We start from the raw sequence: 20,279 nt of genomic DNA, 5'->3' as shown, positions 1-20,279 counted from the left end.
CGGATATATTGTACTCGAAAACATTCTTTATTTATTCATAAAAGGGAATCTTATGAAACGTCTTTTTTCGATTTTGTTTCTTGGGCTGTTTTTTCTCGGCCTGCTGTGCTTTCCGGCTCTTTCGATCTCCGGCGCATCATCGGGGATTCTGCTTTGGTTTCAGAAAGTTCTGCCGGTCCTGCTCCCCTTTGTACTGGCGTCCCGCCTGATGGCGGAGAGCAGACTGATGAACCGTTTTTCTCCAAAAACCTGTGGAATTGTGATGGGTTTCTTGTGCGGTTATCCCATGGGCGCAATCTGGGCTGCCTCTTTGGTAAAAAGCGGACGGATTTCCGTCTCGGAAGGACAAAAGATGGTAATCTTCTGTAATCAGCCAAGCCCCATGTTTCTGACCGGCTACATAGGAATTCAATGTCTGGGAATCTCGCAGGGACTGCCTCTCCTGTTCTGTGCTCTCGCACCGTCCCTTTTGGCCGCGCTCCTGGCACTCTCCCGGTCGGACGCCGCAAATTACAGAAAAGAACCCATGATTCCGCTTTCCCTGGAAAGCTTTGAGCGGTGTTTTCTGGACAGTTGTGAGACATTGGTCAAAATTGGAGGCTATATCTTGCTGTTCTCCATTCTGGCCTCCTGGATTACCCTGCTTCCGCTGCCCGGCCTTCTGCGGGCAGTCCTGCTTGGAATCTGTGAAATGACGACCGGAACCGGCGTTCTCGGCGGGATGCAGCTTCCCGTCAAACTGGCGGCGCCGCTCTGCTTTGGTTTGGCCACCTTCGGCGGTCTTTCCTGCATCGGGCAGACCGGAGGATGTCTCAAAGGAAGCGGCATCAAGCTGGCGCCCTATGCAGCCGGACGCGCCGTCCTCGGCCTCCTCACCGGACTACTCTGCTATTGCTGTCTTCAATGGCTTTAAAATGGGAAACTTTACGGAAAAAAGGCCTGCTTCCCCGCCCAATCTCTCGTAGGGCGCAGAACGACAGGCTCTTCGGACACGTTCTTATGTAATCAGGCTTCCTCCTCTTCGTTGTTCAGGGCAATATCGATCTCCGGACCGGAGGATTTTGTCCCGCCCGCAGGAAGACTGGGCGCCAGCTCCTTGCGGTTGGATACCACCACATCATAACTGGCCTGCAGTTGGTTCATAAAAGACTGGAAACGGGACTGGCTGTTTTCCAGCGCATGGGACAGAATCGACTCCAGCTGCTCCAGCTGGCTGTCCGTGTACTGAACGGAACCGTCGCGGATGCTGTTTGCCTCAATCACCGCATCATCCAAAATTTTCTGTGCCTGTGCCTGTGCCTGCTGCACAATCTCTTCCGCCTGTGCGTAAGCCTGCTGCATGATCTCATGTTCGTTCACCAGCTCGGCGGTCTGACGGGAAGCTTCCGCGAGAATCGCATCTGCATGGGACTGGGCGTCGGCCAGAATCGCATCCTTGTTGGCGATAATTTTCTGATATTTCTTGATCTCTTCCGGAGTGCGCAGGCGAAGCTCCACCAGCATCTCGTCAATGACATCTTTTTCTACCACAATTCTTTTGCTATTGGAAAATGCCTGGGACTTACAGCTGTCCAGATACATTTCAATCTCACCGATCATTTGTTCAATTCTGCTCATTTTCGGTTATCCTCCATCAATTTTTCTTTTACCAACGGCAGGATCGCTGCCGGCACAAACATTTCAATATTTCCGTCAAAGTAAGCGACTTCTTTTACAATACTAGAGCTTAGATACGCGTAGCGCAAATCGGTAGTCAAAAAAATCGTATCAATCTCCGGACACATGGCCCGGTTGGTCTGCGCCATCTGAAGTTCATATTCAAAATCCGTCACTGCCCGCAAGCCCCGGACCAGCACGTGAGCGCCTTTCGCGCGGGCGAATTCCACCGATAGCCCCTCAAAGGAAGATACCTCGACATTACATAGATGGCTGGTCACGCTCTGTATCATTTTAACACGTTCTTCCGCGGAAAACAACGCCTTTTTGTTCTTGTTGTGCAAAACGGCCACGATCAATTTATCAAACATTTTGGAGGAACGCTCGATGATATCCAGGTGTCCCAGCGTGACCGGATCAAAACTTCCAGGATAAATTCCTATTTTTTCTCTCACATTATACATGGTACGATCCTTCTCGTCTTTTTAAGAAGACGTGCTTATTCGTTTTGTAATTTTTCTCCCGGACAACGGCAAAGCCGAGTTCTCCGGCAAAGGAAAAATCAGCATCTTCCGTTTCCTCCGCCACGATGAGCGTCCCCTCGTCCGCCAGGCAGGATTTGCCGAGAGCGGCCAGCACCTTCTGCTCCCAGCCTTTCCCATAGGGAGGATCCAAAAAGATTACATGAAACGCCTTTTTCTCCTTTTCAAGCCTGGTCAGAGCCGCCAGCACATCCGATTCCAGCAGGCGGGCCTGGTCGGAAAGCTGGGTAAACGCCAGGTTTTGACGGATACAGGCGGCCGCTCTCCGGTTATTTTCCACAAAAACAGCCTCTGCGGCGCCGCGGCTCAGCGCTTCGATGCCGATCCCGCCGCTGCCGGAAAACAAATCCAAAAAACGGCAGCCAGGGATGTCGGGCTGTAAAATATTAAACAGAGTTTCTTTAATCCGATCGGTCGTCGGCCTGGTATCGGTGCCGGGCACTGTCACCAGATTCAGCCGCCGGGCCGTACCTGCAATCACTCGCATAGAGCTTGCTCCTTATCATTCATTTTCGATCTGCTTGTTCCGAAACGGTGCAAATCGTTGTATTCTAATTAAACCCGTAAAAATGACGGGTGGTCTTGTAAGCGGCGATGGAAATTTTCCTTCCGGTGGAGCCGGGAAGGTTCATGGTCTGCCCCATAATGCCGCGGCGGATTTTCCGGTATAAGAGAAGGTCTTTCGACTTCAAGTATTCCCAAAGCTCCTCCTTCTTCGCCAGATTTTCCGGCGTGCCGGAACAGATCAAAAAGACGGAAGACACCGTCATCATAATTTCCAGATAACTCTTCATATAATTCCGCAGCTTTTTATCCGGCAGTTTTCTCAAAGGATAGGAATCAATGATCTCCTTTGTCACCCGGATCTGCTGGTCGATCCGCTTGATCATATTGGCCTCATTGACCGACTGGTCGGCGCGGCCGATAAAATAGCGGTAAAAGATCACATCCATATAGTACAAAGTTTTCACATAAGGAAGCGGTACATATACAAACAGATTGTCTACATAAAAGGTATGCTCCGGCAGTTTCAGCCCGCAGTCTTTCAAAACGCGGGTCCGGTAGATGACGGAGTGCATCAAGATATACTGTCCCTTATGGAGGAACCGCACCTTGTCCCAGGTAAAGATCTCATTTTGAGGGAACGCGCGGCGGTAACTCATCACCTTTTTCCGGCGGACGCCTACTTTATCGTAAATGTAATTGCTGATCAGCATATCCACGGATTTCCCGTCCATGACCAGATTTTCCAAGGTATCCAATATCTTTTGATACGCGTCCGGGTTCACGCTGTCATCGCTGTCCACAACTTTAAAATAAATCCCGGTTGCCTCCTCAAGGCCGGTATTCACAGCGCCGCCATGCCCCTTGTTCTCCTGATGGATCACGCGGACAACGGAAGGATATTTTTTAGCGTATTCCTCAGCGATTTCAGCAGTTCCATCGGTGGAACCGTCATTTACAATCAAAATCTCCACGAGGTCCCCACCTGGCAGAAGGCTGTCCACACATTTATTCAGATACGCTTCTGAATTATAACAAGGGATCGTAATCGTCAATAGTTTCATCTCGTCTGCTCTTGCATTCCTTTCCTATTACAGTGATCTTGAAACTTAAGCCAAGCTTCTTTCTTCAAATATTCAGGCTATAGCAAAGCCGCCTATTTAGTGTATCATAGGCCGGAAAAGCCGTCAATAAAATTGCCCGGACTTAAAAAAAATTTCAGAATCACAAGTGCAAAAAACAGCCTCTCCGTCCTCATGGGAGGGTGGAGAGGCTGTTTCTCTTCATTTTACGAATGCGCTGTGATTAGCGGCCGGATTTACCGGACATCTGTTTCTCCTGCGCCTCGATCATCTTCTTAACCATATAGCCGCCAACGCTGCCGTTCTGGTAAGAAGTCAGGTTTCCGTTGTAACCGTTGGTCAGCGGTACACCAAGCTCATCGGCTACTTCCATTTTAAAACGGTCCAGAGCTTCCTTTGCTTCGGGAACTTCCAGTCTTCCAGTAGAATTGTTAGACATAGTATACACCTCCATAATTCATCGTTTTGCCGCTGTCATTTCCGCGGCTGTGTTTGTAAGGTACATTCCTATTATGTTCTTTTCAAGAAGAAATACACTGGAAATTCTTTTCAATTTTCCGGTAAAACCTGGAAGCTCATTTTTCCTATTGCAGAATGGATTTTACGTTTCTTTTTATGCTTCGAGATCCACGCAGCGTCTCCCCTCGCAGTTGGCGCGGACAATTTTTGCAATTTTTTGATGCTCCGGGTGATCGCGGTACACGGCCAGATCTTTCTCTTCTTCCATCTCACAGTACAGGGCCAGATCACAGTTGCTGCTCCCCAAAGGAGGCATGCCCACCGAGACGTTTAAGAGTCCGGGAATCTTCCCCACCAGTGTCGGGAACGCCGCCGCCAGCGTCTCGCGGATTTCTGCTCTTTTTTCTTCCGGAATTTCCTCTTTAAAATTCCAGGACACAATATGACGAACCATGTTGCTTACCTCCCTAATGCTTTTTCCTCAGTTTATCACTCAAATAAGTTCCGGTCAAGCTGATCACCTGCTTTCTGAGCAAGAAAAGACAAAGTAAATTAGGAATCGCCAAAAGCTCATTGCAGATATCCGCAATCCGCCAGATGTCCGCAAGCTCTCCCAGGCAGCCGACCACCGTCATGCCAAAAAACAATGCCAGATAAATTCCTTTCCCTTTTTCCCCGCAGAGATAGGATACACACTCCAGTCCAAAAAAACTCCAGCCAATCAGTGTGGACAAGGCGAAAAAGAAAATGCTGACAGCCAATATGCTTTTTCCCCAGCCGCCGAACACCGTGGAGAAAGCCGAAAGGGTCATGGCCGCGCCGTCCGCCCCGCCGTTCCAGACACCGGAAACCAAGAGCACCAGGCCGGTCACGGTACACATGACGATGGTGTCCAAAAACACCTCCAAAATCCCCCACATGCCCTGCTCCACCGGATCTTTCACCGTAGACTGGGCATGGGCAATCACCGAGCTTCCCAGACCGGCTTCATTGGAGAACACGCCGCGGGCGATTCCCACCGTCATCGCCCGCCAGGAAAAGGCATCCGACAAAACCAGATGAAGCGCGTCTCCTAACTGATCATGAAAATGCCAGATGATCAAAAACGCCCCGCCCATGTAAAACAACGACATGATCGGAACCAATACGCCGGTGATCGCTCCGATCCGCTTTCCGCCGCCTTTGCAGCAAAACCAGATCAGAAGCGCGAGAAACGGCGCGGTCACCATCGGGGAAATGTTCCAGGTCCCCTCCAATGCCTGCGCGATCGAATTGGCCTGCGCCATATTACCCATGCCAAAGGATACCAGGATACAGAGAAATGCGTAAATCAGGCCCATCGGCCGACTGGAAAGCCCCCGTTCAATGGTCACCATCGTGCCTCCGAGAAAGCTTCCGTCCGGTTTCTTCTTCCGATAGACGTGTCCCAGCACTTTTTCAGCAAAAGCAGTCATCATGCCGAAAAAGGCAGAAATCCACATCCAAAACAAAGTTCCCGGTCCCCCCGCCGCCAGGGCTGTGGCGACACCTACGATATTCCCGGTTCCTATGGTCGCGGCCAGAGAGGTGCATAAAGCCTGCCAGGGACTCATCGCGCCGTCCTTGCCGTTTCCTTCCTTCTTTTTGAAACAAGTGCCTAAGGTTTTCCGCATCCAGAGGGGAAAATGAAAAAGCTGAAATCCACCGGTCACCCAGGTAAAATAAAGCCCGGCGGCCAAAATCAAAAGCAGCATAAAAAAACTCCCGCGTACAGGTTCTCTTTACCCTATGCACGCAGGAGTCCTCTTCATTCGTTCTTTCTGGTTTTTGTCCTTAACTTTGGACGATATGGCTTTCCACCCCGTCGGCGGCAGTAAAGCGCCCCTTCAGGTTTTCCGTGTAATAAAGCGTTCCGTCGCCCAAGATCCAGACAACGCCGGTCTCCGGATTTTGCTTCCAGGCTTCTATGGAAGATTCCAGCCCCATGACAAAATAGGCTGTGGACAGGGCGTCCGCCTGAAAACCGCTCTTCGATACGATCGTCACGGACTCCAGTCCGTTGTCCACCGGATACCCGGTCTCGCTGTCGATAATATGATGATACCGTTTCCCGTCCTTCTCGAAATACCGCTGATAGGTGCCGGAGGTCACCACCGCCTCATCTTCCGCAGTCAAGTATCCGGCAAGCTCCTCGCTGAAAGGTTTCTGGATCCCGACTTTCCAAGGGTTGCCATCCTGTTTTTTCCCGTGGGCATAGATATTTCCGCCCAGTTTCAGAAGCGCCGAGGAGATATTCTCTTTTTTCAGGATCTCCACGCACCGGTCCGTCAGATACCCTTTTCCCACAGCTCCCATATCGAGAGCCATGCCGGTGGCAATCTCCACCTGATTCTGATTCAGACGGATTTCTTTCCAGTCAATTTTCTTCATCAGATCCTTCAAGATCTCACCGTTGGGAACGTGGTAATCGCCGGTGGAAAAACCCCATGCCTGGATTACCGGATAGAGTGCGACGTTCAAGGCTCCGTCCGTCTCTTCCGCCACGGTCAGACAACGGGAAATCACATCCGACAGTTCCTCGCTGGCTTCAAACACCGTGCCGTCCGAAGCATTCAGACGGTAGAGTTCGCTGCCGGGGTCCGTCGCCGACAGCAAAAGGTTAACGCGATCCACTTCTTCCCGGAACAAATCCCCCACTTTGCTGTCAGCGGTGTCATAATATTGAAATGTCAGAATCGTATCCATCGCGTAGACCGTAGTCTCCTGATAATCCTTCCCCAGAGAACAGCCGGAGGCTGCCGTCACCAGCGTCAGGCACAGGAGCCAGACCACGAGGCCCCGCCGCTTCTTTTGTCTTTCCATATTGTCCCTTCTTGCAGGCGGTCCGCCGCCGGATCAGCCTAAATCCAATTTTAAATCGTTTTCCTTAATCCATCCGTTCTTTCGCAGCGGCAGGGCAAACAGCCAAGTTAAAACCGCCGGCAGCACGAATGAAATCAGCAGCAATCCAGCCCACTCCATGGCTCCCGGAACAATCGCTTGTTCTCCGAGGGCCAAAGCCTGGTCCGAAGGATTGGTCCAGCCGGTGATGATCCCGATCTGACTGACCAGCCCGCAGGTTCCCGTACCTGCCGACACCGGCGTTCCGTTCATCTTCAAACGAAACACACAGGTTGCCAGAGGCCCCGTCACCGCGGAGGCCAGCGTGGGCGGAATCCAGATCTTCCAATTTTTCAAGATATTCGGGATCTGAAGCATCGAAGTGCCAAGCCCTTGGGCAGCCAGTCCGCCCAGCCCGTTTTCCCGATAGCTCATCACGGCAAAGCCGACCATCTGAGCACAGCAGCCGGCCACCGCCGCGCCGCCTGCCAGACCCACCAGCCCAAAAGTCGCACAGATGGCCGCGGAACTGATCGGAAGGGTCAAAGCCATCCCCACCAGCACGGAGACAATGATCCCCATAAAGAACGGCTGTAATTCCGTGGCCCATACAATCGCGGATCCCACGGCGCTGGCGCCTTTCCCGATGGCAGGCGCGACCAACATCGCTGCGGCAACGCCAACCACGATGGTCACAAACGGTGTCACCAGAATATCGATCTTCGTCTCCTTCGACACCATCTTGCCGACCTCCGTGGCAATGATCGTAATGATCAATACCGCCAGCGGTCCGCCTGCCCCGCCGAGATCATTGGTGGCCTGTCCTACCGCCACCAGGGAAAACAGCACCAATGGCGGCGCCTGCAGCGCGTTCCCGATGGCTACAGCCATCGCCGCGCCGGTCACGGAAACGGCAAATCCGCCGATCGCAACCAGCTTTACCGCTAAGTAATCCAGTGCGCCGACGGAAGAAGCCGCTGCCAGATCAATCGTGGAATCCCCGATGTTCTGGCCGATGGTCTTGATGATGGTCCCAATCAGCAAAGAGGCAAATAGCCCAAAGGCCATTGCCCCTAATGCGTCAATGCCATATCGTTTTGCTGAAAATACAATGTTTTTCCGTCTCAGAAAGGCAGAAAACCCCTTCTGATTTTCCTGATTCTCCATAATTTTGCACCCGCTTCCTGTTTACTCTCACGAAGACAACGAACCAAAACCAAGCAGGCTTGGTCTTGGCAACTGCCCGTGGGGTCAAATGCCATAAAAGCATTTGGTCTTTCGAGCGAGCGCGACGGCTCACCCGAAATAATACAGTCCGTCAAAATAGTCCTGGGCAGATTCGGATTTGCCGTCCACCAGGATTTGACCGAACTCCCCTTGCGGAACCTGAAGCCAGCCGATTTCCCCGGTCTCGATGTCCTGCAGGCAGACCCACTGCTGGTTGTCCGTCCCTAGGACCACCAGCCGGCTGCCGGCTTTCACCGTCATGGTATAAGCCACCCCTGCCTTACTGCCGGACAGAGTGATGGCTTTTCGGGCTGTCACTTCATTTCCCATTGGGTAGAAATCCCTGGCGATTTCGACGAGAACGCCGTTTTCCAGGGTGAAGTCCTTCTCCAAATAAAAACTCTGAAAGACTTCGCTGCTTCCGATCGCCGTCACCAACCGTCCTTGCGGATGCACGCGGTAGGAGGATACCTCCCCGTTCAGCACCCCGGCTGGCTCCAGCTCGTCCTGCTGGTACACATATACATGAGAATAATCATCCGCATTGGAATTCCGGTCTTCCAGTAAAATCTGAAGAGAGCTTCCGTCAATACTCATCGCATAGATTTTTCCGGTCAGCTTATCTCCGCTGCCTTCAATTTCCGCATCCCCGATTTTCAGGTCAAAGCTCTTTCCATCCGGATCTGTGACCTGATAGTTTATCGTCTCCACGGTTCCATTTCCATCCAAATCGTATTCACAGGGTACGATGATCTCTTTGATTAAACCGGTATAAACCGGGTCCTTGGGCTCCGCCTCCGTCGTCTGCACAACTGCGGACGAGGAAGCGCTGGGATCTTCTTCCGTTCTGGCCTCCGTACTGGGGATCTCCATCGTGGCAGGTTCTTCCACCGCCTGCCCTTTGCTGCCGCAGCCGATCAGAAGTAACATTGCCATGACAAGAATATAACTCCATCCCATCTTTCGCATCCGAAATTCCAACCTTTCTGAATTCGATATCAACATCATAGCAATCGGAATAGGATATTCACGGAAGAAAATCTTAGTGATTTCTTAATTTTGCAGATTGATGCCGCGTTCTCTCGCTTTCCGCATCAAGAAAATGCAACATGCACAGCTAAGGGAATTATACAAGGAAAGAGGCGTTTCGTCAAGCGCTCCCGGATCAAGGAATGATCGCCCCGGACGTAGCCCAGCCAAACAATCCCGGCAAAAGAGCCACGATTACGGCGACGAGGACCAACAGGCCGCTGAGCGGGATCACCTTCTTTCCCAGCTGTCCGATGGTGCATCCGGCAATCGGGCTCATCACGAACAAACACAACCCGCAAAGCGGGGAGCAGAGACCGACCGCCTGGCAGATAATGATGGCGACGCAGCAGGTGTAAGGATCCATGCCATAGGATACCAGCACAGGATAAACCAAGGGCACAATAATCGACATTGCCCCGCCCGCGTCCATAAAAGCGCCCAGGATCAGCATGAACGCCAAAATCAGCAAAATCAAAACACTTCCGGAAATTCCGGAGGAAAGGAACGTTTCCGCCAGCTTCGCCGGAATTTCCAGCGCAGACATGGCCGCGGAAAACACGCTGGCAACCGCCAGAACAAAACAGAGCGGCGCCGCGTTGACGATACACTGCCGGAACATCGGCAGCACCTCCTGGGGCCGGATGGTTTTATAGATGAAAATACTGACGAAAATGGAATAGACCAGAGAAAGCACAGCCGCCTGCGCCGTGTCTGCAATCCCGGAGAAAATGCTCCCTAAAATTAAAATCGGAGTCAGCAGCGCCCAGATGCTTTCCTTCAGCAGGGAGCCGAACTTTCTCTGACGCAGTTCATTCACGGTCTGATTGATCACCGCCTGATTTCCGTTTCCATGTTTCAGGCAGTGAAGGTAGGCGTAAGCGATCAGGAGAATCCCGGCAGCCACGCCGGCAACGGCTGCAATCTTGTAAAGGGCGACCAGATCCATCCCTCCGGTCAACGCGGAGACGCCGGTCAGAGGGACGCTGGGCGGTATAACCATTCCCAGGCAGCCGGCGGAAACCAGAATGGAGGCGCTGAAAATCTTGTCATAGCCCATGGCTACCAATACCGGATAGCACATGCTTCCCACAGCAGCCGTCGTCGCCGGGCCGGAACCGGATATCGCCCCGTAAAACATACAGGTCACAATGGAAACAATCGGCATGAATCCTTTTTTCTTGCCAAAGAAATAGGAGAAGGTGTCGAAGATTTTCTCCGTCAGCTTGCCTCTCGCCATAAACTCTCCGGCCACCATGAACAAAACGATCGTCAGTCCGGTATTGTTGGCGACCGCGCCGGTGACCGTTTTTTCTGCAATAGCCAAAAATTCCAGAGGCGCCCCGCTTCCCATCAGCAAAGGAATCATAAATGCAGACAGGAGGATCGCGCCTGCGATCGGCAGGCCAGCAATCAGCATAAAACCAAAGAAAACAATCAGAAAAATCGGGATCATCTGTCACTCTCCCCCTTTCTTTCCAATCGTTTCCGGACAAACTCCAGCGCCCCCAAAAAATAGCCAAGCACCGGCGCCGCATAGATGACGGCCAGAGGAATCGCAGCCGCTGCATTCTGTTGGCCGCCGGCGACAGCGCGCACGGTCAGCCGGAAGCTATAATAGCACAAAGCAGCCATCAGAATAAACAGGATCAGCTGGCAGAGGATGTTAATCGCCTTCCGCAGCCCTTCCGGATATTTGGCCACAAGTATATCAACCTTTAAGAATGCGCCTTTTTTGACCGCAGGGGCCAGCCCAAGGAATACAGTCCATCCATAGGCATAAAAGGAAAGCTGCCTGGTGACTTCCACCAGGCCGGGGGCAAAAAACTGGAACAGGAAGGTTCCGAGCGTAAGCACGGAGGCAATGAGAATCATGATCATCATCAAATTGGTTTCCATTCCGTTCAGAAAATCTTTCTTCTGATTCATCTTAGGATCTCCTTTCTTCATCCGCGAGGCAAAGCCTGTCGAAACCGGCCGCAGCGCAGAACGGGGATTAGTATAGTGAGATAACAAGATGTTTGTCAAGTTTGATTTTTACAGAAAAGATATGATTAAAAGAAGTGTTTATAAAATTAACATCTCTTTCATTTCATTCATGGGGAATCGGATCAAATGTGATTGCCCTATCCTATTAGTTCATACTATTTTAAAATGTCTGTCTTGAGCTATTGGCATTTCAGCCTTTTTATTTTCCGCTCTAAAAGATAGAAAAAAAATATAGTTTATGGTATGATTTATAACAATAGGTAAAATCCGGCAAATGAAGAACCAAATATCAGAAGCGCCTGTCTAAGGAGGAAATCGAGATGGAGCGATATCGTTTTGCACAGTTCGACGTAGACTCAGTGGAATTGAAGTGTCTGCTCATCAGCCGCGGACTGAAAATCGACCAAGATGTTTATAAAAAATTGGGGAGGGATTACCGAATCTATCCCAATGCTTTAACCTGCAACTGTTTGAAACTTCCGGATGAAACCATTGTCATGGCGACCGATTTGGGGTTTCATTTAAGCACGCTGTCTTCTATGTTTTCCTGGGATAATCTGAAGCTGTTCAAATATATGAACGACATGACGACAGATTTCCGGATTTCTCTGGAAGGCGAAGATCCGATTCTTTTTTATCAGAAAGAACAAGTGTGTCCTGTGCATTTTTTGCCGGGAACCAAATTTTATCAGCAGAAAACGTCTTCCGGCATGCCTTTTTCCGGGAATGCAGTGCTCCAGGGCTGCGACTGGGTTGCCTTTCAATGCCTCTGGCCCTGTGAATATGCGATAGCTGGGAAATCTTGTCAGTATTGTTTTTCCGGAGGGCAATACGAAGCCCTGGCCCAAAAGAAGAAAAAAATGCCGTTTATCCCATCTCCCGAGGATGTGGCGGAAGTAGTGAAATATGCGATAGAAAACGACGGAGTAGACAGTATCCAGGTAACCGGCGGTTCTACCTTCCAGGCAAAGGCGGAAGAAGAACATATTACCCGCTATCTAACTGCCTTGGATAACCAAGTTGGGAGACAAAACATCAAAGGAGAAATTCTCCTCTATATTACGCCTCCGGATAAACAGGATGTAATCGACCGATATTTTGCATTGGGAGCCGACCGGATCGCATGCAGTCTAGAGGTCTGGGACGATCAGCGTGCTACCGTTATTACTCCTGGCAAACGGGAATTCACAACAAAGCAAAGGCATTTGGATGCCCTTACCTATATCGCAGAAAAATATGGACCAGGCAAAGCCTTTTCCAATTTTATTATTGGACTGGAACCTTTGGATACCCTCCGGGAAGGCGCGACTTACCTGGCTGAGAGAGGAATCATTCCAAGTGCGTCCATCTGGATGCCCTTTGGGAAACCGGTTATGGGTTCTATGAAAACGCCGGATGTGGATTACTATCGGGCAGTCAAAGAAATGTTTGCAGAACTTTACATCAAATATGATCTGAAACCGGCCGGAAAATGTGGTCTGAACGTATGTGTCGAACGGGATATCCGGCTTTGGGCGGAGGCCCGCTGAATATCATTGGAAAGAAACAAAAAACCGGCGCATCCGCGCCGGTTTTTTATGGAGCTGAGGGGAATCGAACCCCTGTCCGAAGGCCCTTCCACTTAGACTTCTCCCATCACAGCCACCGCTTTTTCATTCCCTCCAGAAAGCGCCCGGCAGCAGGCTCTTCCCTTTAGTAGCTTCATCAATACTTATTTCCCGGCAAAGCTTAGGGGAAACAGTGCCTCACAGTTCATGATGCCGGTGATTCCGGATGTGAGCAACCGAAGTCCGACAGCAGCACTTAGGCTGCGTACGCTAACTGATCGTCTGCGTTTATATTTAGGTTTTCCGTTTTGATACGCGGTCACGGTCCGCGGATGGCTATCTGAGCTTCTAAACCCCCGTCGAAACCAGTACAACCCCTGGTTTTTAACGAAAAGTTAGTAGTCTGCTATATTATATAGAAAAAAAACTATTTTGTCAAGTGCCCGTGATCCGGTTCCGCTTCCATCCCCGCCAGGACCTTGCAGATATGGGCCGCAAAATGCGACGCCCTCTCTTCGATTCCCGGAATCTCGCGGATACTGCCCGGCTCATTGGCTGTCTCCAGCACGGCAAACCGGGGAGGCAGGAGGAAGGCCTTGTTCATATTCAGGCCGCTGATCAGCTGGCTGGCCACGATATCCCCGCCGCTGTACCCGGATACCACAATCCCGAACATATACTTTTCATAAAAAGGTTTTTTTCGGAACAGCGAAGTCAGGCGGTTGATAAAAGCCGCGATATTTGCGCTGACCGCATCATTGTAATTGGGACAGAGCAAAAGAAGGCCGCTGCATTCCTGAATGGCCGGGTAAACCTCCTCCACCATGGATCCGCCGTAATAACAGCTGCCTTTCTCACTGAAGTGCATGCACATCTTATAAGGGCAGCCCGTGCAGTCAAAGATCTTTCCGTTCCTCAGCGAAATCTCCTTCACCTCAACTCCGGCAAGCCCCGGCTTTACCATCTCCCAAAAGGTCCAGGTATTGGACGTATGAAAATGGCTGGCGTGGAGCACCAAAAGGTTCGGCTTGTCATACCGGGGAGCCCGGTATGAACAGATATTCTCCGCCAGCTCCTTCACAGCCAAACGATAGGCCTCCGTCCAGTCCACCCCCCGGTTCCTGGCCTGAATCCGAAAATTCTGCAGGGATCCGGTGGCCTCCACCAAGGATTTACCAGGAAAAGCGCAGCCCGCTTGATTGGCTGCAAAGACCAGATCCCTGGCCGTGCTTTTTGTATAGATTTCATGCACGCCGTCCACGATCACTCCGCCCACCGCGCCTTCAAACAGCTGGGGGCATAGGCGAATTTTGGCAAGCATCCTGGTGTATTCGAGATTCATGCCCGCCTCATCCAAGGAGATCACAAACAAAAGGCGGGAACCGGTAATCTGTTCCAGCTCTTCCGCCCGAAACCGCCAGGTATAATTGCCGTCCGGCCGCAGCGCGCGCCGCAATATATCCCGCAGGCGGGGAGATACGGCTTCCGGCCGCTCCGCCGGACAGATAATTTCGATCCGGTTCATAGGCAGTTCATCTCCTTTAAATTCCGATAAGCCGTCATAAGCCGGTCAAACAACGGCTCCGGTAAAAACGGATTTTCCACCAGAATTCCCTTCTCAGTCAGCCGGTTCCTGGAACCGAAGAATACCCCGCCGAAAGAGGTGGAGCTGAATTGCGCCCGCCCCTCCACAGCCGCCAGAATCGAAAGCGCTCCGGATGAAAGCGCCGGGGCCAGATAAGGCTTATAGCCCAATTTCCGCACTTCCAAATTGGCGGATACCGCAAGAGACGTCAGCTCTTTTGAAAGGGTATCATCATAAGAGGAAAGACTGTTGGCGACGACCAGATCCTCTCCATGAGGACCAAAAATGGCGCCCTCCGTCAAATACGAGGAAAAACGGGGATCGCGCTCTGCAAAATAAGCGGCGCGCGCATTCATGACGCCGAGACCAAAGCCTTTGACCTGCTCCGCCGCCAGCCCTGCCGCGGCAGCCGTCCGGCACAGCGGATCCACCGGGTCGGAAACCACGGCAAACAGCCCGGAAAATCCGCTGTCCGCCGCCTCGCCTGCGATTTCCCGCATCAACCCAGCATTGGCCTGGTACTGGGCCATCCGCACGTCCCCTACATCCGCTCCCACCGGAGGCACGCCGAGGGAAGCGCAGAACAAAAAGACATCACAATCAAACAATTCCGTTCTTTGCAACACACGAACCGGAGGGAAACGGCGGCTGCCGTCCCCCTCCCGGACCTGATTCATCTCGATCTCCCAGCGGGCTGCCATCGGATCCCGGATATCATAGATGCCGATTTCAGACAGCGAATCCCCGCCCAACAATTTCAGCCCCATCAAAAGCGTTCCCCCCACATCTCCCAGGGCAAACAGATGGAGGCGTTTTTTCTTTTTTTCCATAAACCGGAAGTATTCCGGGCCGCCGATTTGAAAGAAATCTTCGCCGCAGCCGGGACGGAACAGATCGCTCAACCGTTTCATACTTTTTCCTCCCAGGTGATATTTCTCAGACGCACAAGCTGCCGGATATCGTTTTCCACATAACTGGACGCCGGTAGATTTCCGTCATAGTACACATGCTTTCCCTTATCCGGGCAGGTCGGGGAGAGAATGGCCTCGCTGAGACGGTTTAGCGTCAGGTTCCGGCCGAATTCCTGCTGATATTCTTCCTCCAGCACCCGCAGAATATCCCTGGCATTTTCCAGGCACACGAGGGACAGGCGGTATGCCGCTTCCCGGGAATCCCTCATCAAAAAGATGGGCGCCACATAGGGGAGGATCAGATTCACTGAAGGCAGAAGACCCGACGGATTGCTGCTGCTCCCCGCAACACTATCGCCGCCGATGAACGGATACATCGTCGACTCCACCAGCCAGGAATGCACATTGGGAATAAAATACACACTGTCTGCATTCAGTCCGTTGGCCTGCGCCAAGTCCCGGCCCCGCGCGGTCAAAATTCCGACCAAAATCCGGTCAATATGCAGATCCGCTTTTCGCAGCAAGGGCACCAGCTCCCGGAGACGGTATCCTTTATGGAGCAGATCGTCCACCAGAATGATATCGCGGCGGAAGGAACGGATCGTCTTAATCTGCGTCTGAAGCGACGAATAATTCGGATATTCCTGGATCGTAAAGCCATCCATGTTTTCATGGAAGACACGCTCGGTATAAAGAGCCTTTGTCACCGTATTCGGCGCCACGGAGTTGCGGAACATCTTACCGAAAGGGACGCACATTTTGTCCCCCAGCTGCGGAGGAATCGCCGGCACATTGGGGACCCCGTTGGCGTCGGTGATTTTATCAATCATCCGATGATACATAACACGGGAATCGAAAGACAGCACCAGATGGCCCGGCCGGAATTCCGTCAGGGCTTCCTGCATCCGGCGATGAGCGCGGAACACCACCTCCATCACGTTGGGATTCCGCTGGAACGGATCCTTTAACACGGTCTCAATATTATCGGTCAGAGTGGTCGGCGCATAGAGCGCGGCCGCCATAACCAGATCGTTTCCCATATGCTCCATCCGGCGGAAGCCCTGCCTTTTTAAAAGCTCCTCCGTCCGGCTATCCTTTCCTCCGGTTCCGTGGTAAATACAATACGTATATTCTTCGGACAAGGCGTACGCCAACGCTTCTGTCAAAATCCACTGACTCAAAAGGGACGTCCGCTTCTCCACCAGGGAATGAATTTCCGTAATCAGGACCAGTTTTCCGCTGGCAAATTCCCGGATTTTGGTGGCCAAAGCCAGATCTCCGAATTCATCCATGATTTCCCGAAGCAAGATCGGCCGCAGACGGCAGAATGCCAAGGGCTCATGGCCTCCTGCGTCATCCCAGAGAACCACCGCCATCTCGTTCGGGTGCCGTTTATCCGATCTTCGCCTCGGACGCCCTCCGTTTAACTTACGATCCAAGTCAATGGTCAGCCGGTGGATGACCTCGCAGCGCAAATCCTGGGAACGGATCACCGGTTTATCCTGGGGTTCTCTCAGGTACAAACTGTTCTCATAAATATAACTTTGGACCACCGGATCGATCAGCTGGGAGATATCCCGGTTCTGGTCAATGCTCTCCCGGATTCTGGTGGAACTGATATCTTCCAGATAAACCGGCAGGGACAGCTGCTGCACGCCCCCCAGAATCTCCGGATATTCGATCCGCTGCTGCTCGTCCCCCATATTCCTGCGGAACACAATGTGAGGAAACTGGTGAATCGAAAACTCACTTGGCGGTTTCTTATAGGCAGAAGCATTGGATACCACATCGCTTCCGACCACAATGGACAAATTCTTCCCCGGAAACAGCTCCCGAAGCAGTTTCAAATCCTCTTCATTGGCGATATTAATTGGAATGTCATCCGGGAATAAAAACACCCCGTTGTCGTCCGCCACTGACATTGCCGCAATCTTCCGGCAGACCAGTTTCGGCTGCGTCTTTTTCGACCAGGAGAATTCATCAATCGCAAGGTATACTTCATATCCCAGATCCCGGATTTCCTGCACGATTCCCTTATGGCTCAAAGAGAAAGGATCAAAGGTGCCTGGGAAAAAAGCCACCTTTTCATTCTCCGCCATATGAAAACTTCCATATCGAAACAGGTAGTCGGAAAGGAAACGGTAAATCTGATTGAGCGCAGCCGCATGAATTAAAAAGCTCAGAAGATTTTCCGGCTGGTCCTTTACAATATGTAGGGCCTTTTTGGCTAGGAAGCGGAACACCTGGCTTTTTTCATCCACACTCAAAAGCGGGGAGCCGAACAGATATTCTCCCAGGACATAAACCGCTTCCTGAGCAACCCGCTCATGGTAGTTGGCCATGCCCTTAAGCAGTAGCCCTAAGATCCGTCCCAGGCGGTTTTGATAGACTCGCTTCGTCTCATGGAACCGTTCCCGGTAAGCCGGGTAATTCTGAACCAGATGCCCCAAGGTATCCAATGCCGCGCAGGCCACCTGTTCATTGTTCTGAATCACCATCTGCTCCAGGGCCAAAATTTGTTCTTCCACCTCCTCCGGCTGGAGTCTTAAAATCAGCTCCGCCAGATACGCCGGAATATCCTTCGAAAACTGGCTGCCCCCGTTTTCCAGTCCCTGGAACAGCTCCACCGTGACTTCATTGCACTGGTCTCTGGAAATATAAGCAGACATTTCCACCAGCGCGCGGCCGGCGCTGTGCCTCACATCGTCGCAGTCGCTGACCATCAGCAGGTTTCCCAGATGGGTCGTGGAATGCAGCGGCTGATTGTTTCGGCCTTTCTGAATCAGATAGAGCAGAAACTCAATGTTGACTTCTTTGCAGATCCAAGGCGTCGCCGTCTTCAGGTTTTCCAAAAAGGTCTCAGAAATCACCCCTTTTCGGAACGAAAACTCCTCCAAGATGGTTAACTCCGCCCGCTCCAGGCCTAAAAGCTTACCAATCTGATACCGCAGATACTGGATACTGACCACGGAGCGCGCCGGCACACGCCGGAACAGACGCTCACAGCAGCCGCGGACCGAGGGGCGCACCTGCTCCCGGTTCAGGCAAAAATAAGCCAGCCGGAGTACCGCCACCTGAATCTCCGTACTCTTTCGCTCTGCAAAATGCTCCACGAAGGCAAACACAATTCGGAAATCTTCCTCTCCGCACAGAGAGAAAGGCAGCTTCTGAACGGCGTTGATCATCGTAAACGCCGTAAAATCGTCCCGTTCAAAATCGCGGTATGCCTCCAACACGATTTCCAAATAGGCCCGCCTCCGGCTCGGCTTAGCCGCGCGCAGCGCCACCTCCACCAAATCTTCCATCCGGTGCATCATCCAGCGCCGGTGCTGTTCGGTCAGCTTATGATCCGGCACCAGCACAATGTTGAAATATTTCCGGAACAGCTCCAGACTGGAGCTCTCCTGAAGGAAAGCGCGCCAGCCGTCCGGGATTTCTTTTCGGTACTCGGTATCATAGGCAATGATCAGCTGCCCCATCAGCCTTGCCGCCTGGGAGCGGATGTCCCCCTCCCGGTGCATCAAAAGCTCGTAGAGAAGCGAGATGATTAAAAGTTTTTGTTTTGGATTGGTGTAGGTATAATATTCCTGGAATATATTCAGATAAGAACGGATGTTCTTCCAATCTTTCTCGCTTCGGGCCACTTCCAGGATATTGGCAAAGGTCTTCTCCACATTCAACACGTGCATCAGGCGGATGTTGTGGGCGATCGCCTCCCATTTATAGGCCTGGACAATCTGCTCGCCGTACAAAAGGGCCGTATCCGTCTGGGGAAGCCGCTTTTCCGCCGTCCGGTCCAGATCCGTGCACACGCCAAGAGATCTCATATACTCTTCAAAATCGGCAAGCTTATCATAAACACGGCGGTAGCGCTCCCGTTTAGCTTCATCCACATTATCCAGCTTATTCAGGATAATGTCAAAAGAATCCGCCAGGGAATAAAATACGATTTGTTCTTTTCCGTTTTCGCGGATGCTCTTCACGCGGAAATCCGCATAAATCAAAACCAGCGATTCCACGGACAGATTTTCCAGCTCCAGGTCCCAGGTGGAGTGATTGGCGGCAATATGCCCGATCACCGGCATCTGATACATTTTGAAAAACAGATCCGTATAATAGTAGTGAAGATAGGGCACGCGGCTGTTTTCCTTCTCCTTACAGCCAAATTTCCCGATATCATGTCCGATGGCCGCCGCCGAAATCAAAGGCAGATCAATCTCAATGCCAAGCGCGGATAATTGCCTGGCCACGTGCATGGCTGTATAATGAACGCCTGCGATATGTCCCAATGTCTGGAACGGCGTCACCTCCGCTCCAATTCGCATGAATTCAAAGAGCCATGTCTTCCGGCAGACTTCCAAAAAGGTCCGGTGTTCGATGGGATTGTCCGTGGTTGCCAGCTCATTTTTTTCCACTTTATGAAAATGGAGAATCGGAGAAAAGCCGCGGGAAACCGGCTCATCCTCCAGAAAAATCCGTAAAACCTCCAGATAAAACCGGGCTGCCGGCATCTGGCTGGCTTTTAAAACTTCTGGAAAATTATCCGGATAAAGCAGGTGCTTTCCGTGAAGATAAAGCAGCGGAAGCCAGCCGCCCGGCGGCTCCGGAGCCAGAATCTCCATTCCCTCCCGGCATAACGCCAGGATCGAGGCGCAGGAATATTGCGGCATCTCCGCCAAATTTCGAATCTCCTGGCGGACATGCGACGACCGCAGCAATTTCAGCATCTCCGTGCGGCTCAGACCAAATAAATGCAAAAGCTCCTCTTCCGTTAGCTTCTGTTCCAGTGCTTCCTGGATTTTCCGAATCCAATTCCGGTTCATCCGACGTCCCCTTTCTTTTTGCCCCTTCCGGCGCAGCCAGCTATTGATCAGACAAATCCGCCAAAT

Annotated in this window: 17 protein-coding genes and 1 other RNA gene; 2 read left to right on the top strand and 16 right to left on the bottom strand. The window is 51.8% G+C overall.

The genetic code is table 11. The features are described 5' to 3' along the window. The first annotated feature begins 52 nt into the window (after positions 1-52). The gene (locus tag MUB23_RS03595; protein WP_244798888.1) at positions 53-913 is read left to right on the top strand and encodes a hypothetical protein; all 861 of its coding nucleotides are present in this window, start codon (positions 53-55) and stop codon (positions 911-913) included. A gap of 92 nt (positions 914-1,005) precedes the next feature. On the opposite strand, the gene MUB23_RS03590 is transcribed toward MUB23_RS03595, so the two are convergent. The 12 genes from MUB23_RS03590 to MUB23_RS03535 all read right to left on the bottom strand — a co-directional run bounded on the left by MUB23_RS03590 (position 1,006) and on the right by MUB23_RS03535 (position 11,287). Next, positions 1,006-1,617 carry a vacuolar family H+-ATPase subunit H gene (locus MUB23_RS03590; RefSeq protein WP_244798887.1) on the bottom strand — a complete coding sequence of 204 codons (612 nt, stop codon included), beginning with the start codon at positions 1,615-1,617 and terminating at the stop codon, positions 1,006-1,008. Continuing rightward, positions 1,614-2,120 (bottom strand): pantetheine-phosphate adenylyltransferase, encoded by a 507-nt coding sequence (gene coaD / locus MUB23_RS03585; RefSeq protein ID WP_244798886.1) that lies wholly within the window; start codon positions 2,118-2,120, stop codon positions 1,614-1,616. The genes MUB23_RS03590 and coaD overlap by 4 nt, the downstream gene beginning before the upstream one ends. Beyond that, a complete protein-coding gene (rsmD, locus tag MUB23_RS03580; RefSeq protein ID WP_244798885.1) occupies positions 2,113-2,685 on the bottom strand; it encodes a 16S rRNA (guanine(966)-N(2))-methyltransferase RsmD in 573 nt (190 codons plus the stop codon). Before rsmD ends, coaD begins: the two co-directional genes overlap by 8 nt. 64 nt (positions 2,686-2,749) lie before the next feature. Beyond that, complete coding sequence (locus tag MUB23_RS03575) at positions 2,750-3,766, bottom strand: glycosyltransferase family 2 protein (protein WP_244798884.1); 1,017 nt, start codon at positions 3,764-3,766, stop codon at positions 2,750-2,752. A 241-nt stretch (positions 3,767-4,007) separates the two neighbouring features. After that, positions 4,008-4,223: an alpha/beta-type small acid-soluble spore protein gene (locus MUB23_RS03570; RefSeq protein ID WP_244798883.1), complete on the bottom strand. Its 216-nt coding sequence runs from the start codon at positions 4,221-4,223 to the stop codon at positions 4,008-4,010. A gap of 174 nt (positions 4,224-4,397) precedes the next feature. After that, complete coding sequence (locus MUB23_RS03565) at positions 4,398-4,697, bottom strand: Dabb family protein (RefSeq protein ID WP_244798882.1); 300 nt, start codon at positions 4,695-4,697, stop codon at positions 4,398-4,400. A gap of 13 nt (positions 4,698-4,710) precedes the next feature. After that, the gene (locus MUB23_RS03560; RefSeq protein WP_244798881.1) at positions 4,711-5,976 is read right to left on the bottom strand and encodes an alanine/glycine:cation symporter family protein; all 1,266 of its coding nucleotides are present in this window, start codon (positions 5,974-5,976) and stop codon (positions 4,711-4,713) included. A gap of 79 nt (positions 5,977-6,055) precedes the next feature. Then, on the bottom strand, positions 6,056-7,084 hold the full coding sequence (locus tag MUB23_RS03555; protein ID WP_244798880.1) for an FAD:protein FMN transferase: 1,029 nt from the start codon (positions 7,082-7,084) through the stop codon (positions 6,056-6,058). 33 nt (positions 7,085-7,117) lie between these two features. Next, the gene (locus tag MUB23_RS03550) at positions 7,118-8,269 is read right to left on the bottom strand and encodes a PTS transporter subunit IIC (RefSeq protein WP_244798879.1); all 1,152 of its coding nucleotides are present in this window, start codon (positions 8,267-8,269) and stop codon (positions 7,118-7,120) included. Positions 8,270-8,398: 129 nt separating this feature from the next. After that, complete coding sequence (locus MUB23_RS03545; RefSeq protein WP_244798878.1) at positions 8,399-9,265, bottom strand: hypothetical protein; 867 nt, start codon at positions 9,263-9,265, stop codon at positions 8,399-8,401. A 229-nt stretch (positions 9,266-9,494) separates the two neighbouring features. Next, positions 9,495-10,814, bottom strand: coding sequence for a TRAP transporter large permease (locus tag MUB23_RS03540; protein WP_244798877.1), 1,320 nt, complete (start codon positions 10,812-10,814; stop codon positions 9,495-9,497). Beyond that, positions 10,811-11,287, bottom strand: coding sequence for a TRAP transporter small permease (locus MUB23_RS03535; RefSeq protein ID WP_244798876.1), 477 nt, complete (start codon positions 11,285-11,287; stop codon positions 10,811-10,813). The genes MUB23_RS03540 and MUB23_RS03535 overlap by 4 nt, the downstream gene beginning before the upstream one ends. Before the next feature lie 380 nt (positions 11,288-11,667). Here MUB23_RS03535 and MUB23_RS03530 point away from each other — a divergent pair, with 380 nt between their 5' ends. Beyond that, positions 11,668-12,876, top strand: coding sequence for a radical SAM protein (locus MUB23_RS03530; RefSeq protein ID WP_244798874.1), 1,209 nt, complete (start codon positions 11,668-11,670; stop codon positions 12,874-12,876). Between the two features lie 46 nt (positions 12,877-12,922). Here the strand turns inward: MUB23_RS03530 and ssrA are convergent. The 4 genes from ssrA to MUB23_RS03510 all read right to left on the bottom strand — a co-directional run bounded on the left by ssrA (position 12,923) and on the right by MUB23_RS03510 (position 20,213). Next, positions 12,923-13,272: a transfer-messenger RNA gene (gene ssrA / locus MUB23_RS03525) on the bottom strand. Positions 13,273-13,321: 49 nt separating this feature from the next. Beyond that, positions 13,322-14,419: a flavodoxin family protein gene (locus tag MUB23_RS03520; protein ID WP_244798872.1), complete on the bottom strand. Its 1,098-nt coding sequence runs from the start codon at positions 14,417-14,419 to the stop codon at positions 13,322-13,324. After that, entirely contained in the window at positions 14,416-15,390 is a 975-nt protein-coding gene (locus tag MUB23_RS03515; protein ID WP_244798865.1) for a lactate dehydrogenase, read from the bottom strand. Before MUB23_RS03515 ends, MUB23_RS03520 begins: the two co-directional genes overlap by 4 nt. Then, complete coding sequence (locus MUB23_RS03510) at positions 15,387-20,213, bottom strand: hypothetical protein (RefSeq protein WP_244798863.1); 4,827 nt, start codon at positions 20,211-20,213, stop codon at positions 15,387-15,389. The genes MUB23_RS03515 and MUB23_RS03510 overlap by 4 nt, the downstream gene beginning before the upstream one ends. Positions 20,214-20,279 lie beyond the last annotated feature (66 nt).

The sequence above is a fragment of the Cuneatibacter sp. NSJ-177 genome, assembly GCF_022867805.1.
GTDB lineage: Bacteria > Bacillota > Clostridia > Lachnospirales > Lachnospiraceae > Pseudolachnospira.
The sequence above is the reverse complement of the archived record's forward strand: the minus strand, read 5'-3'. Positions and strand labels throughout refer to the sequence as shown.

Bases quoted from the DNA above. Each gene is read 5' to 3' on its own strand.
- MUB23_RS03570 (WP_244798883.1), bottom strand. From the start codon at position 4,223: ATGTCTAACAATTCTACTGGAAGACTGGAAGTTCCCGAAGCAAAGGAA.
- MUB23_RS03595 (WP_244798888.1), top strand. From the start codon at position 53: ATGAAACGTCTTTTTTCGATTTTGTTTCTTGGGCTGTTTTTTCTCGGC.
- MUB23_RS03550 (WP_244798879.1), bottom strand. From the start codon at position 8,269: ATGGAGAATCAGGAAAATCAGAAGGGGTTTTCTGCCTTTCTGAGACGG.
- MUB23_RS03575 (WP_244798884.1), bottom strand. From the start codon at position 3,766: ATGAAACTATTGACGATTACGATCCCTTGTTATAATTCAGAAGCGTAT.
- MUB23_RS03560 (WP_244798881.1), bottom strand. From the start codon at position 5,976: ATGCTGCTTTTGATTTTGGCCGCCGGGCTTTATTTTACCTGGGTGACC.
- MUB23_RS03540 (WP_244798877.1), bottom strand. From the start codon at position 10,814: ATGATCCCGATTTTTCTGATTGTTTTCTTTGGTTTTATGCTGATTGCT.
- rsmD (WP_244798885.1), bottom strand. From the start codon at position 2,685: ATGCGAGTGATTGCAGGTACGGCCCGGCGGCTGAATCTGGTGACAGTG.
- coaD (WP_244798886.1), bottom strand. From the start codon at position 2,120: ATGTATAATGTGAGAGAAAAAATAGGAATTTATCCTGGAAGTTTTGAT.
- MUB23_RS03565 (WP_244798882.1), bottom strand. From the start codon at position 4,697: ATGGTTCGTCATATTGTGTCCTGGAATTTTAAAGAGGAAATTCCGGAA.
- MUB23_RS03535 (WP_244798876.1), bottom strand. From the start codon at position 11,287: ATGAATCAGAAGAAAGATTTTCTGAACGGAATGGAAACCAATTTGATG.
- MUB23_RS03520 (WP_244798872.1), bottom strand. From the start codon at position 14,419: ATGAACCGGATCGAAATTATCTGTCCGGCGGAGCGGCCGGAAGCCGTA.
- MUB23_RS03545 (WP_244798878.1), bottom strand. From the start codon at position 9,265: ATGGCAATGTTACTTCTGATCGGCTGCGGCAGCAAAGGGCAGGCGGTG.
- MUB23_RS03515 (WP_244798865.1), bottom strand. From the start codon at position 15,390: ATGAAACGGTTGAGCGATCTGTTCCGTCCCGGCTGCGGCGAAGATTTC.
- MUB23_RS03590 (WP_244798887.1), bottom strand. From the start codon at position 1,617: ATGAGCAGAATTGAACAAATGATCGGTGAGATTGAAATGTATCTGGAC.
- MUB23_RS03555 (WP_244798880.1), bottom strand. From the start codon at position 7,084: ATGGAAAGACAAAAGAAGCGGCGGGGCCTCGTGGTCTGGCTCCTGTGC.
- MUB23_RS03530 (WP_244798874.1), top strand. From the start codon at position 11,668: ATGGAGCGATATCGTTTTGCACAGTTCGACGTAGACTCAGTGGAATTG.
- MUB23_RS03510 (WP_244798863.1), bottom strand. From the start codon at position 20,213: ATGAACCGGAATTGGATTCGGAAAATCCAGGAAGCACTGGAACAGAAG.